Source organism: Stutzerimonas sp. (assembly GCF_982611455.1).
This window is the reverse complement of the sequence record NZ_CEXBBO010000004.1, coordinates 188,113-207,235: the sequence shown is the minus strand read 5'-3', so window position 1 is coordinate 207,235 and position 19,123 is coordinate 188,113. Positions and strand designations below refer to the sequence as shown.

The following is a 19,123-nucleotide window of genomic DNA, read 5'->3' as shown; positions in this document are numbered from 1 at the left end:
TGCTGCTGAAGATCAATACTATTCATTGGTCAGGACCCATTGGTGCACCGACAATGTGCGCGCAATTTTATCGGTGCGACTATTCGGTGCGCCGACCCGCATTTTGAATGTTGCGGTGCGTCGTCCTAACGGGGCAGTTTCCTGCATCGCAACCTATCGAACATTCGCAAGCAAAGCAGGAACGATGCAAGAACGCCTCTTCGACTGGTGCCGATCATTTGTGCCCGCGCCGTTATCGGCGCGGCCCGCTGAATGGCTGCGTGCCGCAATTGGCGTCGGGCTGGCGATGCTGCTGGTGATGCCTGCCAGCGCCTGGGTCTTCGGCACCTCGATCACGCTGCCTTTGGCGGCACCGGCGGCGGCATCGGCTGTGCTGCTGTTCTGCGCCTCATCCAGTCCTTTTGCGCAGCCATGGTCGGTTATCGCCGGTAGCCTGTTTGCGACCTTGATCGGCGTGGCGCTTGGTGCAAGCGCAGTCCCTGTGGCTACGGCCGCTGGCATCGCGGGCGCGCTGGCCATTGTCTGTCTGTTCGGCCTGCGTTGCTTGCATCCGCCGGGCGCTGCGCTCGCATTGGTCGCGGTGGTGGGTAGCCCCGAGCTTCATGCGTACGGCTTCGAATTGCTGTATCCGGTGGCGTTCAATTCGCTGTTGTTGGTTGCGGTTGCGTTGGTCTACAACAACCTGACCGGGCACTCTTATCCGAAGCCGCGCCCTCAGAAAGGCAATACTCATCACACACACGATGCGCTACCCAGCGAGCGCATGAGTTTCAGCGAAGACGATGTCGAACGGGCTCTGGCGGATTTCGGTGAGTACGTGGACATCACCCGTGACGACCTTGCGCAGCTGATCAAACAGACCGAAAAACATGCGCTACGGCGGAGCATGGGCGAAATCACCGCCGCCGACATCATGTCTCGCGACCTCTACTGGAGCACACCGGACTGTACCATCCAGCGAGCCTGGCAGAGCCTGCGCGAGCACCGGCTGCACTCGTTGCCGGTACTGGAAGCCGATAGCCACAAGCTGGTGGGTATCGTGACCCTGGTCGACCTGCTCAAGCACTTCCACCCGGCGCCTGCGCGAATCAATTTCGGTCAGCTGAAATTTCTTCGTGGTGTACATCTGCGCGCGATCATGAGTACTCCGGTGGTCTCGGTGACTGAGGACACCCATATGGTCGAACTGGTGTTCATGCTGTCCGACCGTGGCCTGCACTGCCTGCCGGTGGTCGACGATCAGCAGCGTCTGGTGGGCATGATTACCCAGACCGATCTGATTGCTGCGCTCTATCAGAACTGGCTAAAACATCTGCCGGATTGATCGACGGTTCGCTCAGAACTCCGCTCAGAACTCCGCTCAAAATTCATAGTTCCAGCGCGACCAGTCGTAGTCATCCACAGCCACCTCACGCAATAGCTCGATCGCTTCGAACAGCGCCGGAGACTGCGCCGCACGCGAATAAACGAGATAGACCGGATAGCTGAATTCCGGCGCCTGCTCGACGCGCTTGAGGATGCCTTCGTCCAGATAACGCTGGACCACCCGCGTGCGGAAATAACCGCGGCCACCGCACTGCACCAGATATTGCAGCGCCAGCGGACCGAGGCTGAAGGACAAGGCGGCGCGGATGTTGATCGGCAGTGCGAGGTCGTGCTGGTTGCGAAACGCCGGGCCCCAATCTACATAAAGGTAGGGCTCGGGGTTGATGGCGTGCTCGACTTGTATCAGCTTCTCTTCGAGTAACTGTTCGATCTGCAGGCCCGGCCAGTATTCGGGCTGATGCACCAACGCTGCGTCCAGCGCACCGAGGTCGAGCTTCTTCTGTAATTCGTTGTCGGTGGCCACTTCGTTGCGCAACGCGTAATCGGGCATGACCTGACGCAAGCGCTGCACCCAGGCGAGCATCAGCGGATTGCATAGGCTCACTTCAGCGCCGAGCGACAGCAATTTGTCGTAACCGCGTGGCAAGGGCAGGTCTCGCCGCGCGGTTTCCCAGGTCTGCACCAGTTGGGTGGCATAGGTGACGAAGCGTTCGCCATCGCTGGTCAGCCGCGCGCCTGCGCGGTTGCGCACGAACAGACGGCAACCGAGTTGCGTTTCCAGGCTGCGCACCCGCGCGGTGACTGCCGTCTGAGTGATATGCAGCCGCTCGGCGGTGGCGATGAAGCTGCCGCTGCGGATGATCTCGAGAAAGGTACGGGCGAGATCGATGTCCATGTGCGGGGCCTTGGGTCGTCGGTGGGCTAACGATTGTAGCGAACCGAGACTGGGATTCGCGCCGCTTGTGGCACTGTGTGGGCGTCAGTGCGGACCGAGGCATGCGCAGCCCGTGGCAGAAGCTCGTTCCTGTACCGGTAAATGCTCAGGCTGGGCCTGGCGTTCGACAGTCGGGACGATCGCCAGGGCAGCGGAAGTTGGGACGAGAGGCGCCAGGGCGAGCTCCAGGCACATGACTGCATTCCAAGGCAGGGTCATGGCGTCGCTTGGTGTTACTTGAGGCTCAGAACCCATTCGGCGAGTGCTTTGGCTTCTTCTTCGGTTACCGGGTTTGGCGGCATCGGGATCGGGCCCCAGTTGCCCTGAGTACCATTCTTGATGTGGTCGGCGAGCATGTCGGCAGCGCCTTCCTGACCGGCGTACTTGGCGGCGACTTCCTTCAGGGCCGGGCCGACCAGCTTGGCGTCGACGTTGTGGCAGGCAGTGCAAGGCTTGCTCTTGAACAGCGCTTCACCGTCCTGCGCCATGGCTGGTTGGAGAGCCATGGCGCCGCCCAGGGCGAGCAGTGGAATCAAAATTTTCTTCATGAGTTACTTTCCTCAAGGCTAACGGGGTTGGATCTTGAAGCCCGCCCCCCGGACCCGGAATAAGCGTACCGGGTGTTGTGCACGTTAGATTTACCGGGTGGGCTAAGCAATTCTTTTATCGCTGATCATTGTGTTTTTCGACAGCGATAAAGTTGCTCTGCATTCGACAGCTTTTAGAGGCGGCTTCCCAAACACCACGGCGCTACGCCGACGATGGGCTTCATTCTTTCTATGGCTATCCGAAGCGCTGAAATGTTCCGCTTGTTTTCTCAACCGGAACCCTGCGCTACCGAAGAGCTGGTGAAAAGTACCGAGGCGGTTTAGGGTTCAAAAAACCTTGAGGGTGTCTAGAACCATGATCGAAGAAGCGCTTCTGGGCGACTTGGCCACCGAGCTGCCCAACGCGGTTCGTTTGCAGCGGCTGGTGCATACGCTGCACCAACGTTTTCACTGTGGTGCGGTGGTATTGCTGCGCCTCGATGAGGGCACGCTACGCCCGTTGGCGGCGGTTGGGCTGGTTCAGGAGGTACTCGGTCGGCGCTTCGTGGTCGCCCAGCATCCGCGGCTGGCGGCGATTCTCTCGCAGCGCGAGCCGACTTGGTTCGAACCCGACAGCCGTCTGCCCGACCCCTATGATGGCCTGCTCGACGAACACCTCGGTGAGCCCTTGCCGGTGCACGATTGCATGGGGGTCAGCCTCTATCTCGAAGGCAAACTGTGGGGCGCGCTGACCCTCGATGCGCTGCATGCCGGCACCTTCGACGAAAACGCCCGGAGCGATCTGCAGCGTTACACCCTGGTGATCGAAGCGGCGGTCCGCATCACCCGCCTGGAGCACGAGAACCGCGGCCTGCGTCTGGCCCGTAGCGATGTGCTGGAACCTACTCAGGTGCCCGGCGATGGCGAAATCCTTGGCCAGAGCCAGGTGATCGCCGACCTGCTGCGCGAACTGGAAGTGGTGGCCGATTCCGAGCTGCCGGTGCTGCTGCTGGGTGAAACCGGGGTAGGCAAAGAACTGTTCGCGCGCTGGTTGCATCGCCATTCGCGGCGGCGCAACAAGCCGCTGGTGCTGGTCAATTGCGCGGCGTTACCCGAGTCGCTGGCCGAGAGCGAGCTGTTCGGTCATGTCAAGGGCGCCTTTTCCGGCGCCACCACCGACCGTCCTGGGCGTTTCGATGCGGCCAACGGAGGCACCCTGGTGCTCGATGAGGTGGGTGAGTTGCCGTTGGTCGTCCAGGCGAAGCTCTTGCGTACCTTGCAGAACGGCGAGATTCAACGGTTGGGGGCTGACAAACCGCGCCAGGTCGATGTGCGGATCATCGCCGCGACCAACCGCAACCTGCGGGAAAGCGTGCGTGACGGGAATTTCCGCGCCGATCTCTATCATCGTTTGTCGGTCTATCCAGCCCCGATTCCGCCGCTTCGCGAGCGCGGCAATGATGTTCTGATCCTCGCGGGCTATTTTCTCGAGCTGAACCGTGCGCGTCTGGGACTGCGCAGCATGCGTCTGTCGCCGGCTGCCGAAAGGGTGCTGCTGGCCTATGCCTGGCCGGGCAATGTGCGCGAACTGGAGCACGTGATCAGTCGTGCGGCGCTACGCCTGCTCAGCCGTGGCGCGTCGCGTAGCGAAATTCTTACGCTGGAGCCGGATCTGCTTGATTTGGATAGCTCGCATTTGACCTCGCTGTCGCCAATTGCCGAGGTGCAGCCGGCGGTGCAGGCGGGCATCGTCTCGCTGCGCGAAGCCGTCGATACCAGCCAGCGCCAGGCAATCACCCGCGCGCTGGAAGCCAGCGGCGAGAACTGGGCACGGGCGGCGCGGATGCTTGATGTCGACTCCAGCAACCTACACAAGCTGGCGCGGCGGCTAAAGCTGAAGTGATTGATTGGCCATGGGCTAATGCAGACCGTCGCTGTTGCAGTCCGCCCAACAGCGCGAGTCGTCCGGGTGTGATGGTGGTCTTGCAGGTCGTTGAGAAACGTAGGCGAGGCAGGCAAGAGGAGGCAAAAACAGCCGAAAAAGCGGAGTTTACTGCTGTAAATGAGCATTTTGAGGCTGTTTTTAACGCAGGATTGCCAACGCAGGTAGTTTTTCAACGACCTGCTAAGCTCAAAACCATCACTATCGAGGAGATATCCATGGCCCTGGACCATGATCATTTCGAGGCGCTGCTGAGCGAAGCGCAGGCACACGCTGATCGAGCCGCCAGCGAGAACGACGCGCAGCACTATCGGCAGGCTTTCGAGGCCAGCCTCAAGGCGATGCGCTTGCTGGCAGAGGAGTCGGGCGCTTGGCGGCAGATGGTCGCCCGCGCCACCGAAGAATTCGAAGGCGACGAGGGGATTTGAGGTGGTGCAGGAGCCGAAAGAAGCGCTGGAGGCTGGACGAGCTTTGAGGTCTGAAGCTTGAGCGGGCTTGCGGTGGGCTGAAGCCCATCCTACGCAGTAGTCACCGGTAGGGTGGGCCGGGCGGCGTTCCGCTTCAGCCCACCAACTGAAAACGAGCGAATCAGCTCCAGCCCCAGAACTGCAGATACCAGCCATAGCCGACCAGCGCGGTGCCCAACCCGATGCAGGCGAAGGCTATCAGGCGGCGCAGGCCGTTGGCACCGTAACGGCTCATCACCCTCCACGCCAGATACAGGCTCCAGCCTATGGCGCCAATCAGCAACAATGCGCGGACGGGTTGCGCCCAGGCGAGGATCAAGCCTTCGTAACGCAGCAGCTTGACGGTAGTCGCCGACAGGCCGAGAAACAGACCGGCCCCGCCCAGTGGCGTAAAGGCTAACGCCAGATGCTGGAATACGTTGTCGCCACGCCCCATCAGACGCACCGCCGCGCGCAACAGTAACCAGAGCGCGCCGCCGATCATCAGCGAACAGGCACCGATGTACGTGAGAATTACCGTGCCATCTAGCCAGGTGAACGCATCGTTGGCCTGCGGATAGTGGGTCAACAGCCACCAGGGTGCGTTGGCCTGCAGCGGCCAGAAGATGTCTCGATCAACCAGCCATTCGGCGGCCGACTGCTTGAGCGTGATGAACCAAGGGCTGACCGTCCACTGGAACGCACCCATGGCCAGCCCGATCATGCCGAACAGCAGCAGGGTGCTGTCCCAGTGATTGTTTTGCGGCTGCTCGCCGACGATGAGAATTTCTTCGTTGGGTGATCGGGCGGCGAGGGCGACAGCACCTCGCTGCCCGCTGCAACGACCGCAGGCATGGCATTCGCTGTTGCCCTGCATGCGGCGGATGTCGATCAGCGGTGCGCAATTGGGTGTGGCCAGCTTCGGTCCCTGATTGGCCTGCCAACGTTCTTCATCGACCTTGTAGTGCATCGGCGCAAGGCGCGCGAGCAGGCCGAACACGCCGCTCACCGGGCACAGGTGTCGGCACCAGACGCGCTTGCCGCGACCGTAGAGAAAGCCAACGATCATCGCCGCGACCGTCGAACCGCCAAGGATCAAGGCCGCAGCACGGCCGTAGTCATAGACGCTGATCAGTTGTCCGTAGACGGTGGTCAGTACGAACGCCACGGTCGGCCAACCGCTCCAGCGCATCCATTTCGGAGTGCCCTTATTCAGGCCGCGCCAGCTGATCCACTCGCTGAGCGAGCCTTCCGGACAGAGCACGCCGCACCAGAGCCGGCCGAAGATGACCATCGACAGCAATACGAACGGCCACCACAGCCCCCAGAACAGGAACTGGGCGAACACCGTGATGTTGTCGAGCATGCGCGCCTCGGAAGGCGGCAGTGAAAGTACGGCGGGCACCAGCAGCAGGACCAGATAGAAGCCGACTACTAGCCACTGGATCAGGCGGATGGTTTTGGCATGCTGACGCAGCAGGTCGCCGATACGTGCCAGCCAGGGAGTGCTGGCGATCATGCTGGGCGCGCCTCCAGACGAGCCTCCGGCTTTGGTCGCAACCAGACCCAGACAGCCAGCCAGTAAAAGGCCATGAGGATCACCGCGGCCAGCGATGGCATCGCGCGGTAACCGGTCAGCCCGGCGATGGTGCTGCCCAGCGTGCTGCCATCATCGAGCAGCGCCGAGCTGTCCCACAGCGCGTCGCCGAAGACGGTGTAAAGCACTTCTGGCACGTCCATGCCCATCAACTGACCGCTGAAGCGGTCGAGCCCGGCCATCAGCAGCGCAGCGCCGAGCAACAGCAGCAGGGCTTCGCTGACCTTGAAGAAGCGCTTCCAGGAAAACACGCGGCTGCCGGCCTGCAGGGCTGCGTAGCTCAGCAGCGCGAGGGCGAAGCCAAGCACGCCGCCGATAACGAAACTGGCCAGATCGGTGCCCTGCTGCTGATGACCGATACCGTACAGGAACACCACCGTCTCGCTGCCTTCGCGGGCCACGGCGAGCATCGCCAACACCAGCAGGCCGATGCCACTGCCTTGGCTGAGGCGTGCCGCGGCATTGTCGACCAGATTGCGTTTGAGGTCGCGGCCGTGATGATGCATCCAACCGACCATCTGCAAGATCAGGATGCTGGCGACCACTAACATGCCGCACTGAAACCACTCTCCGGCCGGGCCGGCCAGCCAGTCGCCAGCTCTGAGAATGCCCCACGCCAATAACGTTGCCAGGCCCAGCCCGGCCGCCACACCGGCCCATAGCATGCGCAGCGCATGGCGATTATTCGGTTGCTGGCTCAGCCATGCATGCAGAATACCGATGACCAGCAGGGCCTCGACGCTTTCGCGCCAGACGATGAACAGTGATTGGCCCATTTCGCTTCTCCTGATGGGTGGTCTGCGTGGCTGGCTCTGTCGATCGAATCGACGACGAAAGGTCGAAATCAATTGCGATGCCATGAACCGGCGGCGCAGGCCACAGGGACTACTTGGCGATGATTTCCCCTTCGGGGAGATCCAGGTGGAACTCGTCGAAGAAGGGATAGCGACCCGGTTTGAGCGGGTGAATCACGACGAATGAGGTGACACCGGGCGAAAGCACCTTTTCTACTCGCAGGGGTGTGCTTTCGAACTCGGTCGGGCCGCTGCCGGCATTGTTCACGACGATCTTGAAGCGTTGACGGGCCGGCACTTCAAGAGTCGCCGGCTCGAAATGGCCGTCGCGAATGGTCAGCTCGTAGGTCGGCAGCCCAGCCTGAGCCACGCCGGACATAACGGCGAGCAAGGGCAGGGCGTACAGCAGAGCGCGTTGCATGGCTGGCCTCCGGCTCAATAGCCGCCTTTCTTGCCGATGCCGGCGTAGGTGAACTCGTAGTTCAGCTCGCAACGTTCGAACCAGGGCGCGACGCCGGTTTCCTTGTCGACATGGCGGCCGAACATGGCGTGATCGCCACCCGGCGGCGAGACGGTGAAGGTCAGCGTGTATTTGCCCGGACCCATCAGCTTCACGTTGTCGCCGTAGTGCGGACCGTCATTGGCAACCATCGGATGGAAGTCACCCTCGATCTTCTCATCGGAGCCTTTCTTGCTCAGCGCGTAGCGGATGTTCAGGTAGGAGACGAAGCTGCCTTCCTGCCAGCCGTTGCGGTTGTTCTCGGTCGCAGCGATATCGGCTTCCAGATGCACGTCGGACTTGGCCGCGGCGAGCATCATACCGGCAGGTTCCATCTCGACGGGCTGCAGGTACACCGCACCGACTTCCATACCGCCGCACTGCTGCGGTTCACCGATGGGGTATTCCTTGGCTTGGGCAAGGGGAGTCAGCAACAACGAAGCGATAGCGAGGGTAGCGGGAATGCGCATGAAACCTCCGAAGAGTTATTGGGTTGCGGTAGAAGTTCGCACCTGCGATGGTTAACGATAATGATTCGCGTAAATTCTCTATGAAATAGTTTGTTACGTATAGGGGTGGTCGAATCAGCGGTTGCTACTCGGCAGATCCAGACAGGCGTACGGCGGGCGTTCAGGGGGTGTGGGTGCGTTGAGTTGTCGCACCCCTCAAGCCGCGGGTTTTCGCGATGCGCCTGGCCCATGTCGGGCGAGCGCTGCGGCAAAAACAACTACGTAATCACCTGATCGCGGCCTACCATGTGCATTTTCGAGTCAGGGGACTCTATGCCTCAAGCCGCCGTACTGGATGCCCGTACCGCCCGCGTGCTGCCCTGGCTGGTCGCCATTGCGTTCTTCATGCAGACCCTCGACGGCACCATCCTCAACACCGCTTTGCCGGCTATGGCGCGCGATCTCGCGGAAGACCCGCTGCGCATGCAGGGTGTGGTCATCGCCTACATGCTCACCGTGGCGCTACTGATTCCGGCATCGGGTTGGGTCGCGGATCGCTTCGGCACCCGGCGGATCTTCTTTTCCGCCATCGTGTTGTTCACGGTCGGCTCGTTGCTGTGCGCGATGAGCACGAGCTTCGACCAACTGGTGATTTCGCGAGTGGTGCAGGCCGTGGGTGGTGCGCTGATGCTGCCGGTCGGGCGCCTGGTCGTGCTGCGTGCCTATCCGCGTAGCGAGTTCGTGCGGGTGATGACGTTCATTGCGTTACCGGGCATGGTCGGCCCATTGATTGGCCCGACCCTCGGCGGCTGGCTGGTGGAATACGCGTCCTGGCACTGGATATTTCTGATCAACCTGCCGGTTGGGTTGGTAGGTTGTATCGCCGCGTTTCGCTTCATGCCCGATCTGAAAAGCGCCGAGCGAATCCGTTTCGACACCTTTGGCTTCGTGCTTTTCGGGGGCGCGATGGTGCTGATCACCATCGCGCTCGAAGGGCTTGGCGATATGCAGATGCCGCACGCCCGTGTCCTGCTGCTGATGGTAATTGGCAGCGCTGGCCTAGCGGCTTACTGGCTGCGCGCCGGGCATGTCGACAACCCGCTGTTCAGCCCTTCGCTGTTCCATACCCGCAGCTTCGCCGTCGGTATCTTAGGCAATTTGTTCGCCCGTCTGGGCAGTGGTGCGCTGCCGTTCATGCTGCCGTTGTTGCTGCAAGTAGCCCTGGGCTATTCGCCGTCAGAGGCGGGGATGACCATGATTCCGCTGGCAATCGGCGCCATGCTGGTCAAGCCGCTGGCAAAACCGCTGATCGATCGCCTCGGCTACCGGCGGATATTGGTGGGAAATACGCTCTTGTTGGGCAGTTTGATCGCAAGCCTGGCGACGATCGATGCGAATACCCCAACGGCATTCCTGCTGCTGCACCTGAGCTTGATCGGGATCGTCAATTCGATGCAGTTCACCGCGATGAACACCGTAACCCTGGTCGGTCTCAGCAACCAGGACGCCAGCAGCGGCAACAGCCTGCTATCGGTGGTGGTGCAGTTGTCGATGAGCCTGGGCGTTGCCTCGGCCGGTGCACTGCTTGGCGGCTTCACCGTCCCGGGCGCCGATGGCGAGGCCGTGCTGCAAGCGTTTCACCTGACCTTCCTGTGCATCGGTGCGATGTCGATGTTGGCCGCATCGCTGTTCTTTCAGCTGGACAGCAAGCAGTCCATGGCCGCCAGGCTTATCGACGAGGAATGACCGATCCGTGCGGATCTGTGCATCAGGGAACAAGGTCAGCCGATGCAGAGTTCGGCTTCTTCTTCCTCTGGGATCTCGTCGGTGACGATCACGCGCGCGTGGTGGCTGTTTTCCTCCTCCATGCGCAGGCCGAAGTAGCGGGTGTCGTACGCATCCCAGAACGCCTCGACCTGCTCAATCGTGGCGGCCTCCAGGAGCACCTCCAGGCTGTGTTCCAGGACGATCGTGTAGAGTTTTTCGGAAGACATGATAAGCAGGCTCGCGCTCAATTCAGAAGAGTGGCTGCTCCGCTGCAGCCATGATGTCATTCTGACAGCTAACGCTTCTCTAGCAGCGGCCGCTCATCGCCTTTCCACCGCGTTCCGCTGAACGGTTCATTCGCTGGGCTGTCGCGCCAGAGCCCGCTCCGGTGAAAATCTTTGCGACTGAATACCGCCATGAGCCTCCGCTCGCTCCAGCAACTCCACCTAGGGATCCCAACATCCCTCCGTCGATATGCGAATCGAGGTGGCAATAGCGAGAGATGCAGTGCTGTCCTCGACGAAACCTGAACATCTTGCGAGGGCCCCGTTATGAGCCTTTGACGGAGTTGGACGGTGAATAACTGTCCACAACCCGGCGGTACTGGCTTGGGGATGCGCCTATATGTTGTTGAAAGAATCGCGTGAAGTGTCCCTGTTCGGAGAATCCGAGGTTCTCGGCCAACTTGCCAAGTGTTCCGGTGCGTTCCTGCTCCAGCCACGAAAAGGCTTGGCGCATGCGTGCATCGTTCAGCATCAGCATGGGTGTCATGCCGGTGTCCTGCCGGAACAGCGTGAAAAAATGCGCACGTGAAAGCCCCCCCGCTCGCGCTGCGTTAGCGATGCATTGCGGATCGTCCAGGTGTGTTTGCAGATAGTCGCAGGCTCGGCGGATACGTGCATCTCGGAAACCCTGTCGCGTCTGTATTCCCAGCCGACAAAGCTGGCGCCATTGCGAAAAGTCTTCGATCAGCTCGATGAGAAAGTCGAACAACAGAAACTCGATACGCTCGAGCGGGACCAGACCGGACGAATAAGTCTCGGCGATCAATCGGTCAGCCATCGCCCGGTTCTTGCTGCTGAGCTCGATGCATGGCTGGGAGAAAAATTCCGGATGTCCGCTGAGCGCTAGTGACTGCTGTGCATCGGCCAGCCACGCCGGTTCGATATAAAGCGCCAGGATCTGGGTGTACTCGGAACCCTGCTGGTAATCATAGAAATGCGGCTGCCAGGCGTTGACCAGCACGGCGCAGCGATCGGTCAGCGGAACCTGGCGTCCATTCACATTGAAGAACGTATCCGCCCCTGCTGCTTTCACCAGCACATGACATTCGTGATGAGAATGAGTCACGAGCGGTCGGTTCATGTCTAGAAGGGCAACCCGACCGAACTTCCCGTGAAATACACGTTGGGCAATGGACATCGTTAGCGCCTCAAGGTGAGGCCGGCGTTTGGAAGCCGGCGGATTCGGGAGCAGATGCAAGATCGGACGGCACGTCGATATCCAGGTAGATACCCGGGTCGCTGACGTCGATCAATAGGTGAGCGGCCGGATTTCGAGCGATCAGGGCGCTTGCACCCTTATCGCCATCCAACGCGCAAAGCTGCGGCCAGAAATGACGACCGAACAGCACCGGATGACCCGGCCGCCCCAGATGGCACGGCTGGACGATGCCATCTTCCGTCGCCGCCTTGGCCAACTGCACCAGCGTGGCGGTGGTGATCCAGGGCATGTCACCCAGCAGGATGGCGACAGCTTGCGCCGGTTGCTGGGCAATAGCCGTCACGCCGTCCGCCAGGCTTGCACCCATTCCTTGCTTGGCACGCGCGGCATGTACGACACGCACACCTGGCGGTAATCGATAATCCGAGCGCTGATCATCTGGACGCAACACCAGCACCAGTTCGGAAAACACTGATCCCGCTGTTTGCAAGGTCGCCTCCAACACGCCGTGGCCATTACCGAGGCGGGCCAGGCGCTTGTCGGCGCCGAAACGACGCGCTTGGCCGGCGGCGAGAACCAGACCGATGACGTCAGAGCGCATCACGGGCCTTGCCTCGGTACACGCGCAATACGTCGGCCATTACCGAAAGGGCGATTTCGGCTGGGGTCTTGCTGCCTAGATCCAGCCCGATAGGCATGTGGATGCGCTCGATTTGCTCCAGGCTCAGACCGCCGACGCGCTGCAGCCGTTCCGCCCGCTTGGATGAAGTCTGTCGCGAGCCCATGGCGCCAATGTAAAACGCCGGCGTCCGTACGGCTTCCATCAGGGCGAGGTCATCGATGCGCGGATCATGGGTCAACGCGACCACCGCAGTCGCCTCGTGACATCCTCCCGAGGCGATAAACATGGAAGGCAACACGGGCTTGATCTCGATGCCCTCGATCAGCATCCCTTGCACTTCCTCGCGGGGGTCGCAGGCAATCACCTCGCAACCAAGGGCCCTTGCGAAGCCGGCGCATGCTTGCGCCACCGGGGAGACGCCGGCGAGCAACAGGCGCAAAGCCGGGCCAACGCGAATTTCCGCATGTTCATCCTTGAGGCAGGTCTGCTCACCACCGTGATCGGGCAGCAGCTCGGCGCCCCCGGTTGTGAGATTCACGCGGCGCAGGAGACGGCGCTGGCCTTGTAGCGCAGCCTGCAAGGCTTCCAGGTGATTTGCCAATGCTTCACTCGGGACATGATGCTCGACCAGCACCTGCAGAATGCCGCCGCAGGGCAGGCGGAGCCGGCGCCGATCATCGTCGCTCTCACCGTAACGGATGATCTGCGCTGGCGCGCGTAGTTCGCCCTGCGCAAGGCTGTGAAGAAACTCTTCTTCGACGCAGCCGCCAGATAACGAACCGACATGGGCGCCATCGGCTCGGGCAACGAGCAGCGCGCCCGGCGCCCGCGGCGCCGATCCATAGGTCGACAGGACCGTGCACAGCCATAGCTCGTGACCGCCCCGTACCCAGTGCAGGGCCTGCTCGATGACTTGCAGATCAAGATGTTGCATGCATGTTTCCCCTGGTCGCGGCCAGCGCCTTGGCGCGCCGTGATAATCGGTTACCCTTCACTTCCTTTTCTATCAGGAAGCCTGCGGGATGTCGCCTTGCTCCCTTCTCGATACCGGTACGGCCATGCTCGAGTATCGGCTGTTGTCCAACGCGGATTCGACTGGTCCAACGCTGGTTCTGTTGCACGAAGGGCTGGGTTGTGTCGCCCTGTGGAAGGATTTTCCCGATGTGCTCGCCGCGTCGACCGGGCTGTCGATTCTTGCCTATAGCCGCCAAGGCTATGGCGGATCGAGCGCGGTGCCGCTGCCACGCCGGCTGGATTACTTGAGCGAAGCCGGCCCTGATGAGCTGGCTCAGGTTCTCGAGACGCTTGGACTCGACAAAGTGGTGCTGGTTGGCCACAGCGATGGGGCTTCGATCGCCCTGGCTTACGCCGCACGCAATGACCCGCGCGTTCGCGGCGTGGTGGCCCTCGCGCCTCACGTCACGGTCGAGCCGGCGAGCCTCGCCGGTATCCGCCAGACTGTCGCTCAGTTCCTCGAAGGCGGCCTGCGCGAGCAGCTTGGCGCCTATCACGGCAGGAACACCGACGGTGCTTTTCATGGCTGGAGCGACACCTGGCTGGAACCGGACTTCACCGGCTGGCATCTGCTCGACCATCTGCCGCGCATTGCAATACCTGTTCTGGCGCTGCAGGGACGGGACGATGAATATGCAACCACCGAGCAAATGACGCTGATAGCGCATCACGTGCCCAATAGCCGCGTCGAGTTGCTCGACAACTGCCGGCATTTTCCGCAGAACCAGGCCAGGGATAGCACACTCGAGCTGATCGGCCAATTTCTGGCCACGCTCCCGACTTAGAGCGATCGAGCCTGGTTGCACGCCACCTTGTCCGGCATTCATCTCAACCCTGCTCGTCGGCCATCGCCGTCTCGATCTCATCCAGGGTTGGGACTGCTTCTGGCTCGTCACGCCAGCGGCGGACGATGCCAAGCTCGATGTCGAACATGTCCAGCACGCGCCCGAGGGTGTGGTTGACCATGTCATCGATCGATGTCGGGCGCGCATAGAAAGCCGGGACCGGTGGCGCGATGACCGCGCCCAGTTCCGCCAGTTCGGTCATGGTGCGCAGGTGGTTTCGGTGCAGCGGCGTCTCGCGCACCATCAATATCAACCGGCGCTGCTCCTTCAGAATGACGTCCGCCGCGCGAGTCAGCAGGGTGGAGGTCACCCCGCTGGCGATTTCCGACATGGTCCGTACCGAGCAAGGAGCGATGATCATGCCCATGGTCTTGAATGATCCGCTGGCAATGGCTGCGCCTATGTCCTGGTTGGAATAGCTCACCGTTGCCATGGACTTGAGCTGCGACCACGACAGACCGGTTTCGTGAGCAAGGGTGATCAGCGCCGACTTGGTGACCATCAGGTGGGTCTCGATCGGTGTGTCGCGCAGCAGCTCCAGCAGGCGCACACCGTATATCGCACCCGAAGCGCCCGATATCCCGATGATGAGCCGCTGGGGGCGAGGGTTAGCTGAGATCATGATCGGTGTCCTGTATCGCGCCTTCCTTATAGAAATGGATGGCATTGAGAGCGGTGCCCAGCGTCTTGCTGATGATGTCGACGAACAGCGTGGCGGCAGGCGTGAGTGGTCGCCGGCTGTCGTGCACGCAGACCATCCGACGGGTGATTCCGGGGCTGGCAAGCGGATAGGCGCGCAGCGCACCTTCTTCCAGCCCGCGCTGCAATACCGTCGCCGGCAGCACGCTGATCCAGTCGCTGCGGCGCAGAAAACTCTCGATTACCGTCAAGTCGTCGAGCTCGAGGTGTGGCGCCAACTCCAGCCCTTGGGCGGCGAGCGCCTGGTCGATCACGATGCGCAGCCCGTGGCGGCGAGAGGGTAGCACCAGTTTCAATTGAGCCAATGCCGCGAGCGGCACGGGTGTTGGCATGTGCAGCCGGGTGCTGGCCCCGGTTGCGACAAGCAGTTCTTCGTCGAGGATATCGATGCGGTTCAGGTGTTCCTGCTGGAAGCTCTGATTGATGACGGCGAAGTCCAGCGCGCCAGACAGCACTCGATCTATCAGATCCTGGCTGTAGCCGTAGCTCACCTGCAGATCGACGTCCGGATGGTGTTCGACAAAATAGGCGAGGGTACTGGCCAGCGCCTGATTGGCAGCCGAGGCAATCAGCCCCGCATTGATCCGCCCGCCGATCTTGCCGCTGCGATCGATCAACGTCTGGCGGGCCTCCAGCAGTTCGCTGAGGATCGGCATGAACAAACGGTAGGCCTGGACCCCGGCTTCGGTTGGCGTCATGCCTTTGGGGGTGCGGTCGAACAGGGGTTGGCCGAGTTCTTCTTCCAGCTTGGCAATCTGCATCGAGAGCGCTGGCTGCACGATGTTCAGACGCTGCGCCGCCTTCGTGACCGAACCCTCTTCATACAGACAGGTGAAGTACTTCAGTTGGCGCAGTTCCATCTCTGACCTCGGTGTGTTGGCTACCTACAGGGTGCCGACATTCTGGTAGACGTGCTTGAGCTCTGTAAAATCCAGAAGCGCGTCGTAACCGTGGAGCCGGCCCAATCCACTCTTGCGATAGCCACCCGTTTCCGCCTCGGCGAACAGCTTGTTGTGGTCGTTGATCCACACCGTACCATTGCGCAACGCGCGAGCGACGCGCATGGCGCGGGCAGTGTCGTGGGTCCAGACGCTTGCTGACAGGCCGAACTCCGTGTGATTGGCGCGAGCAATTGCTTCGGCCTCATCTTCGAAGGCTTCGAGAATCAGCAGCGGCCCGAAGATTTCCTCTTGGCAGAAAAACGCACCGCTGTCGCGATGAGCGATCAGCGTTGGTGAGAGGAAGGCGCCTGCGCTCAGTGCACCTCCCGGCTGGCCACCGGCAAGCAGTACCTCGTCGCAGCTCTCCATTGATTCGGCGATACGCTGGCCCACCAGATCCCGCGAGCGCCAGTCGATCAGCGGTCCCATCTGTGTGGTCGCTTCCAGACCATGGCCCAGGCGGATGCCGGAAAGCGCGGCCGTGAGCGCTTTTTTCATGTCCGCCAGGCGGCTGGCGTGCACCAGAACCCGGCGAGCGGCGGTGCATTGTTGGCCGGAAATAATCGTAGCGGCGGCGGCGAGCTTGTGCGCCACGGTACTGATGACCGTGTCTTCGAACACCAGGCAGCAGGACTTCCCGCCGAGTTCCAGCGACAGCTTCTTCATCGTCGGAGCCGCGTCCTGCATGATCCGCGTGCCGGTCGCCGTGGAGCCGGTGAAACTGAGCACATCCACTTTAGGCGTCGCGACCAGATAGGCGGCGCCCGCATGGCCGGTTTCCGCGAAAAGATTCACGCTGCCGCGCGGCAGCGTCGGTAGTTGCAGCAAGGGTTCGAGGAAGGCGGCGTTGAACAACGCGGTTTGTGGCGCCGGTTTGATCACACAGGTGCAGCCGGCGGCCAGTGCAGGGGCCAGCGCGCGTACCAACAACACGGCCGGAGCGTTCCAAGGGATGATCAAGCCCGCGACCCCGGCCGGTTCGCGGAGCATGGTTGAGAACTCGCCTGGCGCCACTTCCAGCACGTGGCCCGGAATGTGCCGGGCGAGCCCTGCGTAGTAGAGGATTTCCGAAATGGCACCGCCCACTTCGCCACGCGACTGCGCCAACGCCTTGCCATTCTCGCGGGTAAGCAGATTCGCCAGCTCTTCCTGGCGGTCCTTCAGGGCTGCGGCCCAGTCCAGCAGGATTTGCTGGCGCAGGCGTGGATTCTGTGACCATTGCGGGTCCGCAAAAGCGCGTGCGGCCGCATCGACCGCGGCCTGGGCCTCGTGCAGTCCGCCGTCTGCAAACCGGCCGATGATGCCGGCATTGGCTGGGTCAAGGCTTTCGCTCCACTGACCGCTCTCGCACCATTCTCCATCAATGAAATGTCGGACCTGCATCTGCTTCTCCTCTCGGGCATTTTCTTGTTCGAATTCATCAGCCGTTCGACGGCTGTGCCTTGATGCGCGCGCTGGACCTGGCTTGTGCTGTCAGCTGATGGCTTCGTCTGGCTCATCGGCAAAATCCGGTGCGCAGCACACCATCACAAGCGCGCCGTAGCTCTGCTTCCGCTAAATGCTCAGTCGTCCTGGGAGCGGCCAAGGAGCTGCTGCCAATCGTTGCCGGCCAACTGGCAGACCTCGTCGAGTTCCACTTCGGCTTCCCCCGGTACCCTGATGCGCGTGAAGCGCATGGGCGGAGCAGACAGGGGCACGGTGGCGTCAAAACCCATCTTCGAGCCGATACCGTCGCGCGTGGAGGGGTCGAGCTTCGAACCCTGGGATTCGTGGATAAGTATCAGATCGCGGTCGGCCTGGAAGCGCGTGGCTACCGCCCACTCGACCTCGGTGGGGTTGTGGATGTCGACGTCGGTATCCACCACGACCACATGTTTGATGTCGTAGTGCCCGCCGAGTGCACCGAGGATGACATTCTTCGCCTCGCCTTCGGAGCGCTTGTCGATCTGTACATACAGGTGATAACGACACACACCTCCGCGGGCCAGATGCACGTCACGGACCGATGGAAAGCTGCGCCGCAGATGGGCCAGCATCGTCGCCTCGCGCGGAATCCCGCCCAGCAGCAGATGCTCGAGGCCGCCCCCAACGATGGTATGGAACATCGGCGATTGGCGGTGAGTAACTGCGTCGACTTCGATTACATGCCGCTCGGCGCGCTCGCCGTAATACTGAGGAAATTCGCCGAAGGGACCTTCCTCTTCGCGAGTATTCGCCAGCAGCCGCCCTTCGAGGACGATTTCCGCATCGGCGGGTACCCGGATGCGGTTGGTCACGCATTTGGCCACGTTCAGCGGGTGGCCATGGAGCGCGCCGGCGATCTCTAACTCGTCGTGATCGATCGGCACGATCGCCTGCGACGCCATCAGCGTCAGCGGGTCGCACCCGATCACCACCGCAACTTCCAAGTCTTCGCCGACGCTTTCGGTCTCTTGGAAATACGCCAACGCATGTCGAGGCAGCAGCAGTGCGCCGAGGCGGTTGCGGCTGCTGACCTGTAACCGATGGATCGACACGTTCTGCACGCCGGTGCGCGGATTACGCGTGATCAGCAGGCCCGCAGTGATGTAGGCACCGCTGTCATGCTCGTTGTGAGTGGGAATGGGCAGTTGGGCCAGCAGATCCACGTCTCGATGCACGACCTGTTGGCAGGCAGCGTCCTCGGTTTCCCGCCAGGGCAGCGGGTTCAGGCTGGCGTCTTCGAAACGGGCCAGGACCTGTGACGACTCAACGCCCATCGCCTCGGCCATCCATTGACGATCCGACAGCAGGCCGGAAATGACTGGAATCGGATGGTCGCCCGGTTCGAGAAACACGGATGCGCTCTGCCCGTCGAGGCGGTTGGCGATGGCCGCGACGCCGAAGCGGAGATCCGTTCCGGGGCGAACGATGCTAAGCCGTTGGGTTTGCTGCAAATGGTCCAGCCAGTCGCGAAGGCTGGCTCCGACCGGAAGAGCTGGCCCGGTGCGTTCGACCGAGTGGGAAGGCTTGGACGGCATAGTATGGCTCTCTCTTGATTGTTCTTTTGGCCATGCTAGGAGTCAGCGCCACAGCTGCCTATTAAGGTTTTCTGATGTGGTTCATCAGTGACGGCGATGCCCTTGTGCAGTTTCCGTTTCCGAGCGGAGCGATGGCGCTCCGCCTGTAGCTATAACGTTCACTGATTGCCCGGATCACTATTCACTAATGGAACGCAGGCGCTGGCCTGGGCTAGGTTCTGCTGACCAACGAGGCGATAGGCGGCGTTCACGAAGAATCGACAGCGCCTTCGGATCGAT

General features: G+C 61.5%; 19 protein-coding genes. 5 read left to right on the top strand and 14 right to left on the bottom strand.

Going from position 1 to position 19,123, the window contains the following annotated elements:
• The first annotated feature begins 184 nt into the window (after positions 1-184).
• Positions 185-1,324, top strand: coding sequence for an HPP family protein (locus AC2LD7_RS04445; RefSeq protein WP_484596645.1), 1,140 nt, complete (start codon positions 185-187; stop codon positions 1,322-1,324).
• 36 nt (positions 1,325-1,360) lie between these two features.
• Here AC2LD7_RS04445 and AC2LD7_RS04440 read toward each other — a convergent pair whose 3' ends face one another.
• Together AC2LD7_RS04440 and AC2LD7_RS04435 are read right to left on the bottom strand one after the other, a co-directional pair.
• On the bottom strand, positions 1,361-2,221 hold the full coding sequence (locus tag AC2LD7_RS04440; protein WP_484596644.1) for a LysR family transcriptional regulator: 861 nt from the start codon (positions 2,219-2,221) through the stop codon (positions 1,361-1,363).
• A gap of 272 nt (positions 2,222-2,493) precedes the next feature.
• Positions 2,494-2,808 carry a c-type cytochrome gene (locus AC2LD7_RS04435; RefSeq protein WP_484596643.1) on the bottom strand — a complete coding sequence of 105 codons (315 nt, stop codon included), beginning with the start codon at positions 2,806-2,808 and terminating at the stop codon, positions 2,494-2,496.
• 355 nt (positions 2,809-3,163) lie between these two features.
• Here AC2LD7_RS04435 and norR point away from each other — a divergent pair, with 355 nt between their 5' ends.
• Positions 3,164-4,690, top strand: a complete 1,527-nt coding sequence (gene norR, locus AC2LD7_RS04430; RefSeq protein WP_484596642.1) for a nitric oxide reductase transcriptional regulator NorR — start codon at positions 3,164-3,166, stop codon at positions 4,688-4,690.
• A 257-nt stretch (positions 4,691-4,947) separates the two neighbouring features.
• Positions 4,948-5,157: a hypothetical protein gene (locus AC2LD7_RS04425; RefSeq protein WP_484596641.1), complete on the top strand. Its 210-nt coding sequence runs from the start codon at positions 4,948-4,950 to the stop codon at positions 5,155-5,157.
• A gap of 160 nt (positions 5,158-5,317) precedes the next feature.
• On the opposite strand, the gene AC2LD7_RS04420 is transcribed toward AC2LD7_RS04425, so the two are convergent.
• The 4 genes from AC2LD7_RS04420 to AC2LD7_RS04405 all read right to left on the bottom strand — a co-directional run bounded on the left by AC2LD7_RS04420 (position 5,318) and on the right by AC2LD7_RS04405 (position 8,535).
• Positions 5,318-6,694, bottom strand: a complete 1,377-nt coding sequence (locus AC2LD7_RS04420) for a 4Fe-4S binding protein (protein WP_484596640.1) — start codon at positions 6,692-6,694, stop codon at positions 5,318-5,320.
• A complete protein-coding gene (locus tag AC2LD7_RS04415) occupies positions 6,691-7,548 on the bottom strand; it encodes an FTR1 family iron permease (protein ID WP_484596639.1) in 858 nt (285 codons plus the stop codon). Before AC2LD7_RS04415 ends, AC2LD7_RS04420 begins: the two co-directional genes overlap by 4 nt.
• A 109-nt stretch (positions 7,549-7,657) precedes the next feature.
• Positions 7,658-7,987, bottom strand: coding sequence for a cupredoxin domain-containing protein (locus AC2LD7_RS04410; RefSeq protein ID WP_484596638.1), 330 nt, complete (start codon positions 7,985-7,987; stop codon positions 7,658-7,660).
• 14 nt (positions 7,988-8,001) lie between these two features.
• A complete protein-coding gene (locus tag AC2LD7_RS04405) occupies positions 8,002-8,535 on the bottom strand; it encodes an iron transporter (RefSeq protein WP_484596637.1) in 534 nt (177 codons plus the stop codon).
• 312 nt (positions 8,536-8,847) lie between these two features.
• Here AC2LD7_RS04405 and mdtD point away from each other — a divergent pair, with 312 nt between their 5' ends.
• Entirely contained in the window at positions 8,848-10,260 is a 1,413-nt protein-coding gene (mdtD, locus tag AC2LD7_RS04400; protein ID WP_484596636.1) for a multidrug transporter subunit MdtD, read from the top strand.
• A gap of 35 nt (positions 10,261-10,295) precedes the next feature.
• On the opposite strand, the gene AC2LD7_RS04395 is transcribed toward mdtD, so the two are convergent.
• The 4 genes from AC2LD7_RS04395 to AC2LD7_RS04380 all read right to left on the bottom strand — a co-directional run bounded on the left by AC2LD7_RS04395 (position 10,296) and on the right by AC2LD7_RS04380 (position 13,280).
• Positions 10,296-10,508 carry a hypothetical protein gene (locus tag AC2LD7_RS04395; RefSeq protein ID WP_484596635.1) on the bottom strand — a complete coding sequence of 71 codons (213 nt, stop codon included), beginning with the start codon at positions 10,506-10,508 and terminating at the stop codon, positions 10,296-10,298.
• A 322-nt stretch (positions 10,509-10,830) separates the two neighbouring features.
• Complete coding sequence (locus AC2LD7_RS04390) at positions 10,831-11,703, bottom strand: helix-turn-helix transcriptional regulator (RefSeq protein WP_484596634.1); 873 nt, start codon at positions 11,701-11,703, stop codon at positions 10,831-10,833.
• A 10-nt stretch (positions 11,704-11,713) separates the two neighbouring features.
• The gene (locus AC2LD7_RS04385) at positions 11,714-12,325 is read right to left on the bottom strand and encodes a nucleotidyltransferase family protein (protein ID WP_484596661.1); all 612 of its coding nucleotides are present in this window, start codon (positions 12,323-12,325) and stop codon (positions 11,714-11,716) included.
• A complete protein-coding gene (locus AC2LD7_RS04380) occupies positions 12,315-13,280 on the bottom strand; it encodes an XdhC family protein (protein WP_484596633.1) in 966 nt (321 codons plus the stop codon). Before AC2LD7_RS04380 ends, AC2LD7_RS04385 begins: the two co-directional genes overlap by 11 nt.
• An 88-nt stretch (positions 13,281-13,368) precedes the next feature.
• Between AC2LD7_RS04380 and AC2LD7_RS04375 the strand changes: the two genes are divergently transcribed.
• Entirely contained in the window at positions 13,369-14,145 is a 777-nt protein-coding gene (locus AC2LD7_RS04375; protein ID WP_484596632.1) for an alpha/beta fold hydrolase, read from the top strand.
• Positions 14,146-14,188: 43 nt separating this feature from the next.
• On the opposite strand, the gene AC2LD7_RS04370 is transcribed toward AC2LD7_RS04375, so the two are convergent.
• The 4 genes from AC2LD7_RS04370 to AC2LD7_RS04355 form a co-directional block, all read right to left on the bottom strand.
• Positions 14,189-14,827: a UbiX family flavin prenyltransferase gene (locus tag AC2LD7_RS04370; RefSeq protein ID WP_484596631.1), complete on the bottom strand. Its 639-nt coding sequence runs from the start codon at positions 14,825-14,827 to the stop codon at positions 14,189-14,191.
• Positions 14,814-15,764, bottom strand: a complete 951-nt coding sequence (locus AC2LD7_RS04365) for a LysR family transcriptional regulator (RefSeq protein WP_484596630.1) — start codon at positions 15,762-15,764, stop codon at positions 14,814-14,816. The genes AC2LD7_RS04370 and AC2LD7_RS04365 overlap by 14 nt, the downstream gene beginning before the upstream one ends.
• 24 nt (positions 15,765-15,788) lie before the next feature.
• Entirely contained in the window at positions 15,789-17,228 is a 1,440-nt protein-coding gene (locus tag AC2LD7_RS04360) for an aldehyde dehydrogenase family protein (RefSeq protein WP_484596629.1), read from the bottom strand.
• A 179-nt stretch (positions 17,229-17,407) separates the two neighbouring features.
• The gene (locus tag AC2LD7_RS04355) at positions 17,408-18,844 is read right to left on the bottom strand and encodes a UbiD family decarboxylase (RefSeq protein WP_484596628.1); all 1,437 of its coding nucleotides are present in this window, start codon (positions 18,842-18,844) and stop codon (positions 17,408-17,410) included.
• Positions 18,845-19,123: the final 279 nt, after the last annotated feature.

Excerpts from the sequence above, each read along its gene's own strand:
- AC2LD7_RS04445 (WP_484596645.1), top strand. The coding sequence starts at position 185 with ATGCAAGAACGCCTCTTCGACTGGTGCCGATCATTTGTGCCCGCGCCG.
- AC2LD7_RS04440 (WP_484596644.1), bottom strand. The coding sequence starts at position 2,221 with ATGGACATCGATCTCGCCCGTACCTTTCTCGAGATCATCCGCAGCGGC.
- AC2LD7_RS04435 (WP_484596643.1), bottom strand. The coding sequence starts at position 2,808 with ATGAAGAAAATTTTGATTCCACTGCTCGCCCTGGGCGGCGCCATGGCT.
- norR (WP_484596642.1), top strand. The coding sequence starts at position 3,164 with ATGATCGAAGAAGCGCTTCTGGGCGACTTGGCCACCGAGCTGCCCAAC.
- AC2LD7_RS04425 (WP_484596641.1), top strand. The coding sequence starts at position 4,948 with ATGGCCCTGGACCATGATCATTTCGAGGCGCTGCTGAGCGAAGCGCAG.
- AC2LD7_RS04420 (WP_484596640.1), bottom strand. The coding sequence starts at position 6,694 with ATGATCGCCAGCACTCCCTGGCTGGCACGTATCGGCGACCTGCTGCGT.
- AC2LD7_RS04415 (WP_484596639.1), bottom strand. The coding sequence starts at position 7,548 with ATGGGCCAATCACTGTTCATCGTCTGGCGCGAAAGCGTCGAGGCCCTG.
- AC2LD7_RS04410 (WP_484596638.1), bottom strand. The coding sequence starts at position 7,987 with ATGCAACGCGCTCTGCTGTACGCCCTGCCCTTGCTCGCCGTTATGTCC.
- AC2LD7_RS04405 (WP_484596637.1), bottom strand. The coding sequence starts at position 8,535 with ATGCGCATTCCCGCTACCCTCGCTATCGCTTCGTTGTTGCTGACTCCC.
- mdtD (WP_484596636.1), top strand. The coding sequence starts at position 8,848 with ATGCCTCAAGCCGCCGTACTGGATGCCCGTACCGCCCGCGTGCTGCCC.
- AC2LD7_RS04395 (WP_484596635.1), bottom strand. The coding sequence starts at position 10,508 with ATGTCTTCCGAAAAACTCTACACGATCGTCCTGGAACACAGCCTGGAG.
- AC2LD7_RS04390 (WP_484596634.1), bottom strand. The coding sequence starts at position 11,703 with ATGTCCATTGCCCAACGTGTATTTCACGGGAAGTTCGGTCGGGTTGCC.
- AC2LD7_RS04385 (WP_484596661.1), bottom strand. The coding sequence starts at position 12,325 with ATGCGCTCTGACGTCATCGGTCTGGTTCTCGCCGCCGGCCAAGCGCGT.
- AC2LD7_RS04380 (WP_484596633.1), bottom strand. The coding sequence starts at position 13,280 with ATGCAACATCTTGATCTGCAAGTCATCGAGCAGGCCCTGCACTGGGTA.
- AC2LD7_RS04375 (WP_484596632.1), top strand. The coding sequence starts at position 13,369 with ATGTCGCCTTGCTCCCTTCTCGATACCGGTACGGCCATGCTCGAGTAT.
- AC2LD7_RS04370 (WP_484596631.1), bottom strand. The coding sequence starts at position 14,827 with ATGATCTCAGCTAACCCTCGCCCCCAGCGGCTCATCATCGGGATATCG.
- AC2LD7_RS04365 (WP_484596630.1), bottom strand. The coding sequence starts at position 15,764 with ATGGAACTGCGCCAACTGAAGTACTTCACCTGTCTGTATGAAGAGGGT.
- AC2LD7_RS04360 (WP_484596629.1), bottom strand. The coding sequence starts at position 17,228 with ATGCAGGTCCGACATTTCATTGATGGAGAATGGTGCGAGAGCGGTCAG.
- AC2LD7_RS04355 (WP_484596628.1), bottom strand. The coding sequence starts at position 18,844 with ATGCCGTCCAAGCCTTCCCACTCGGTCGAACGCACCGGGCCAGCTCTT.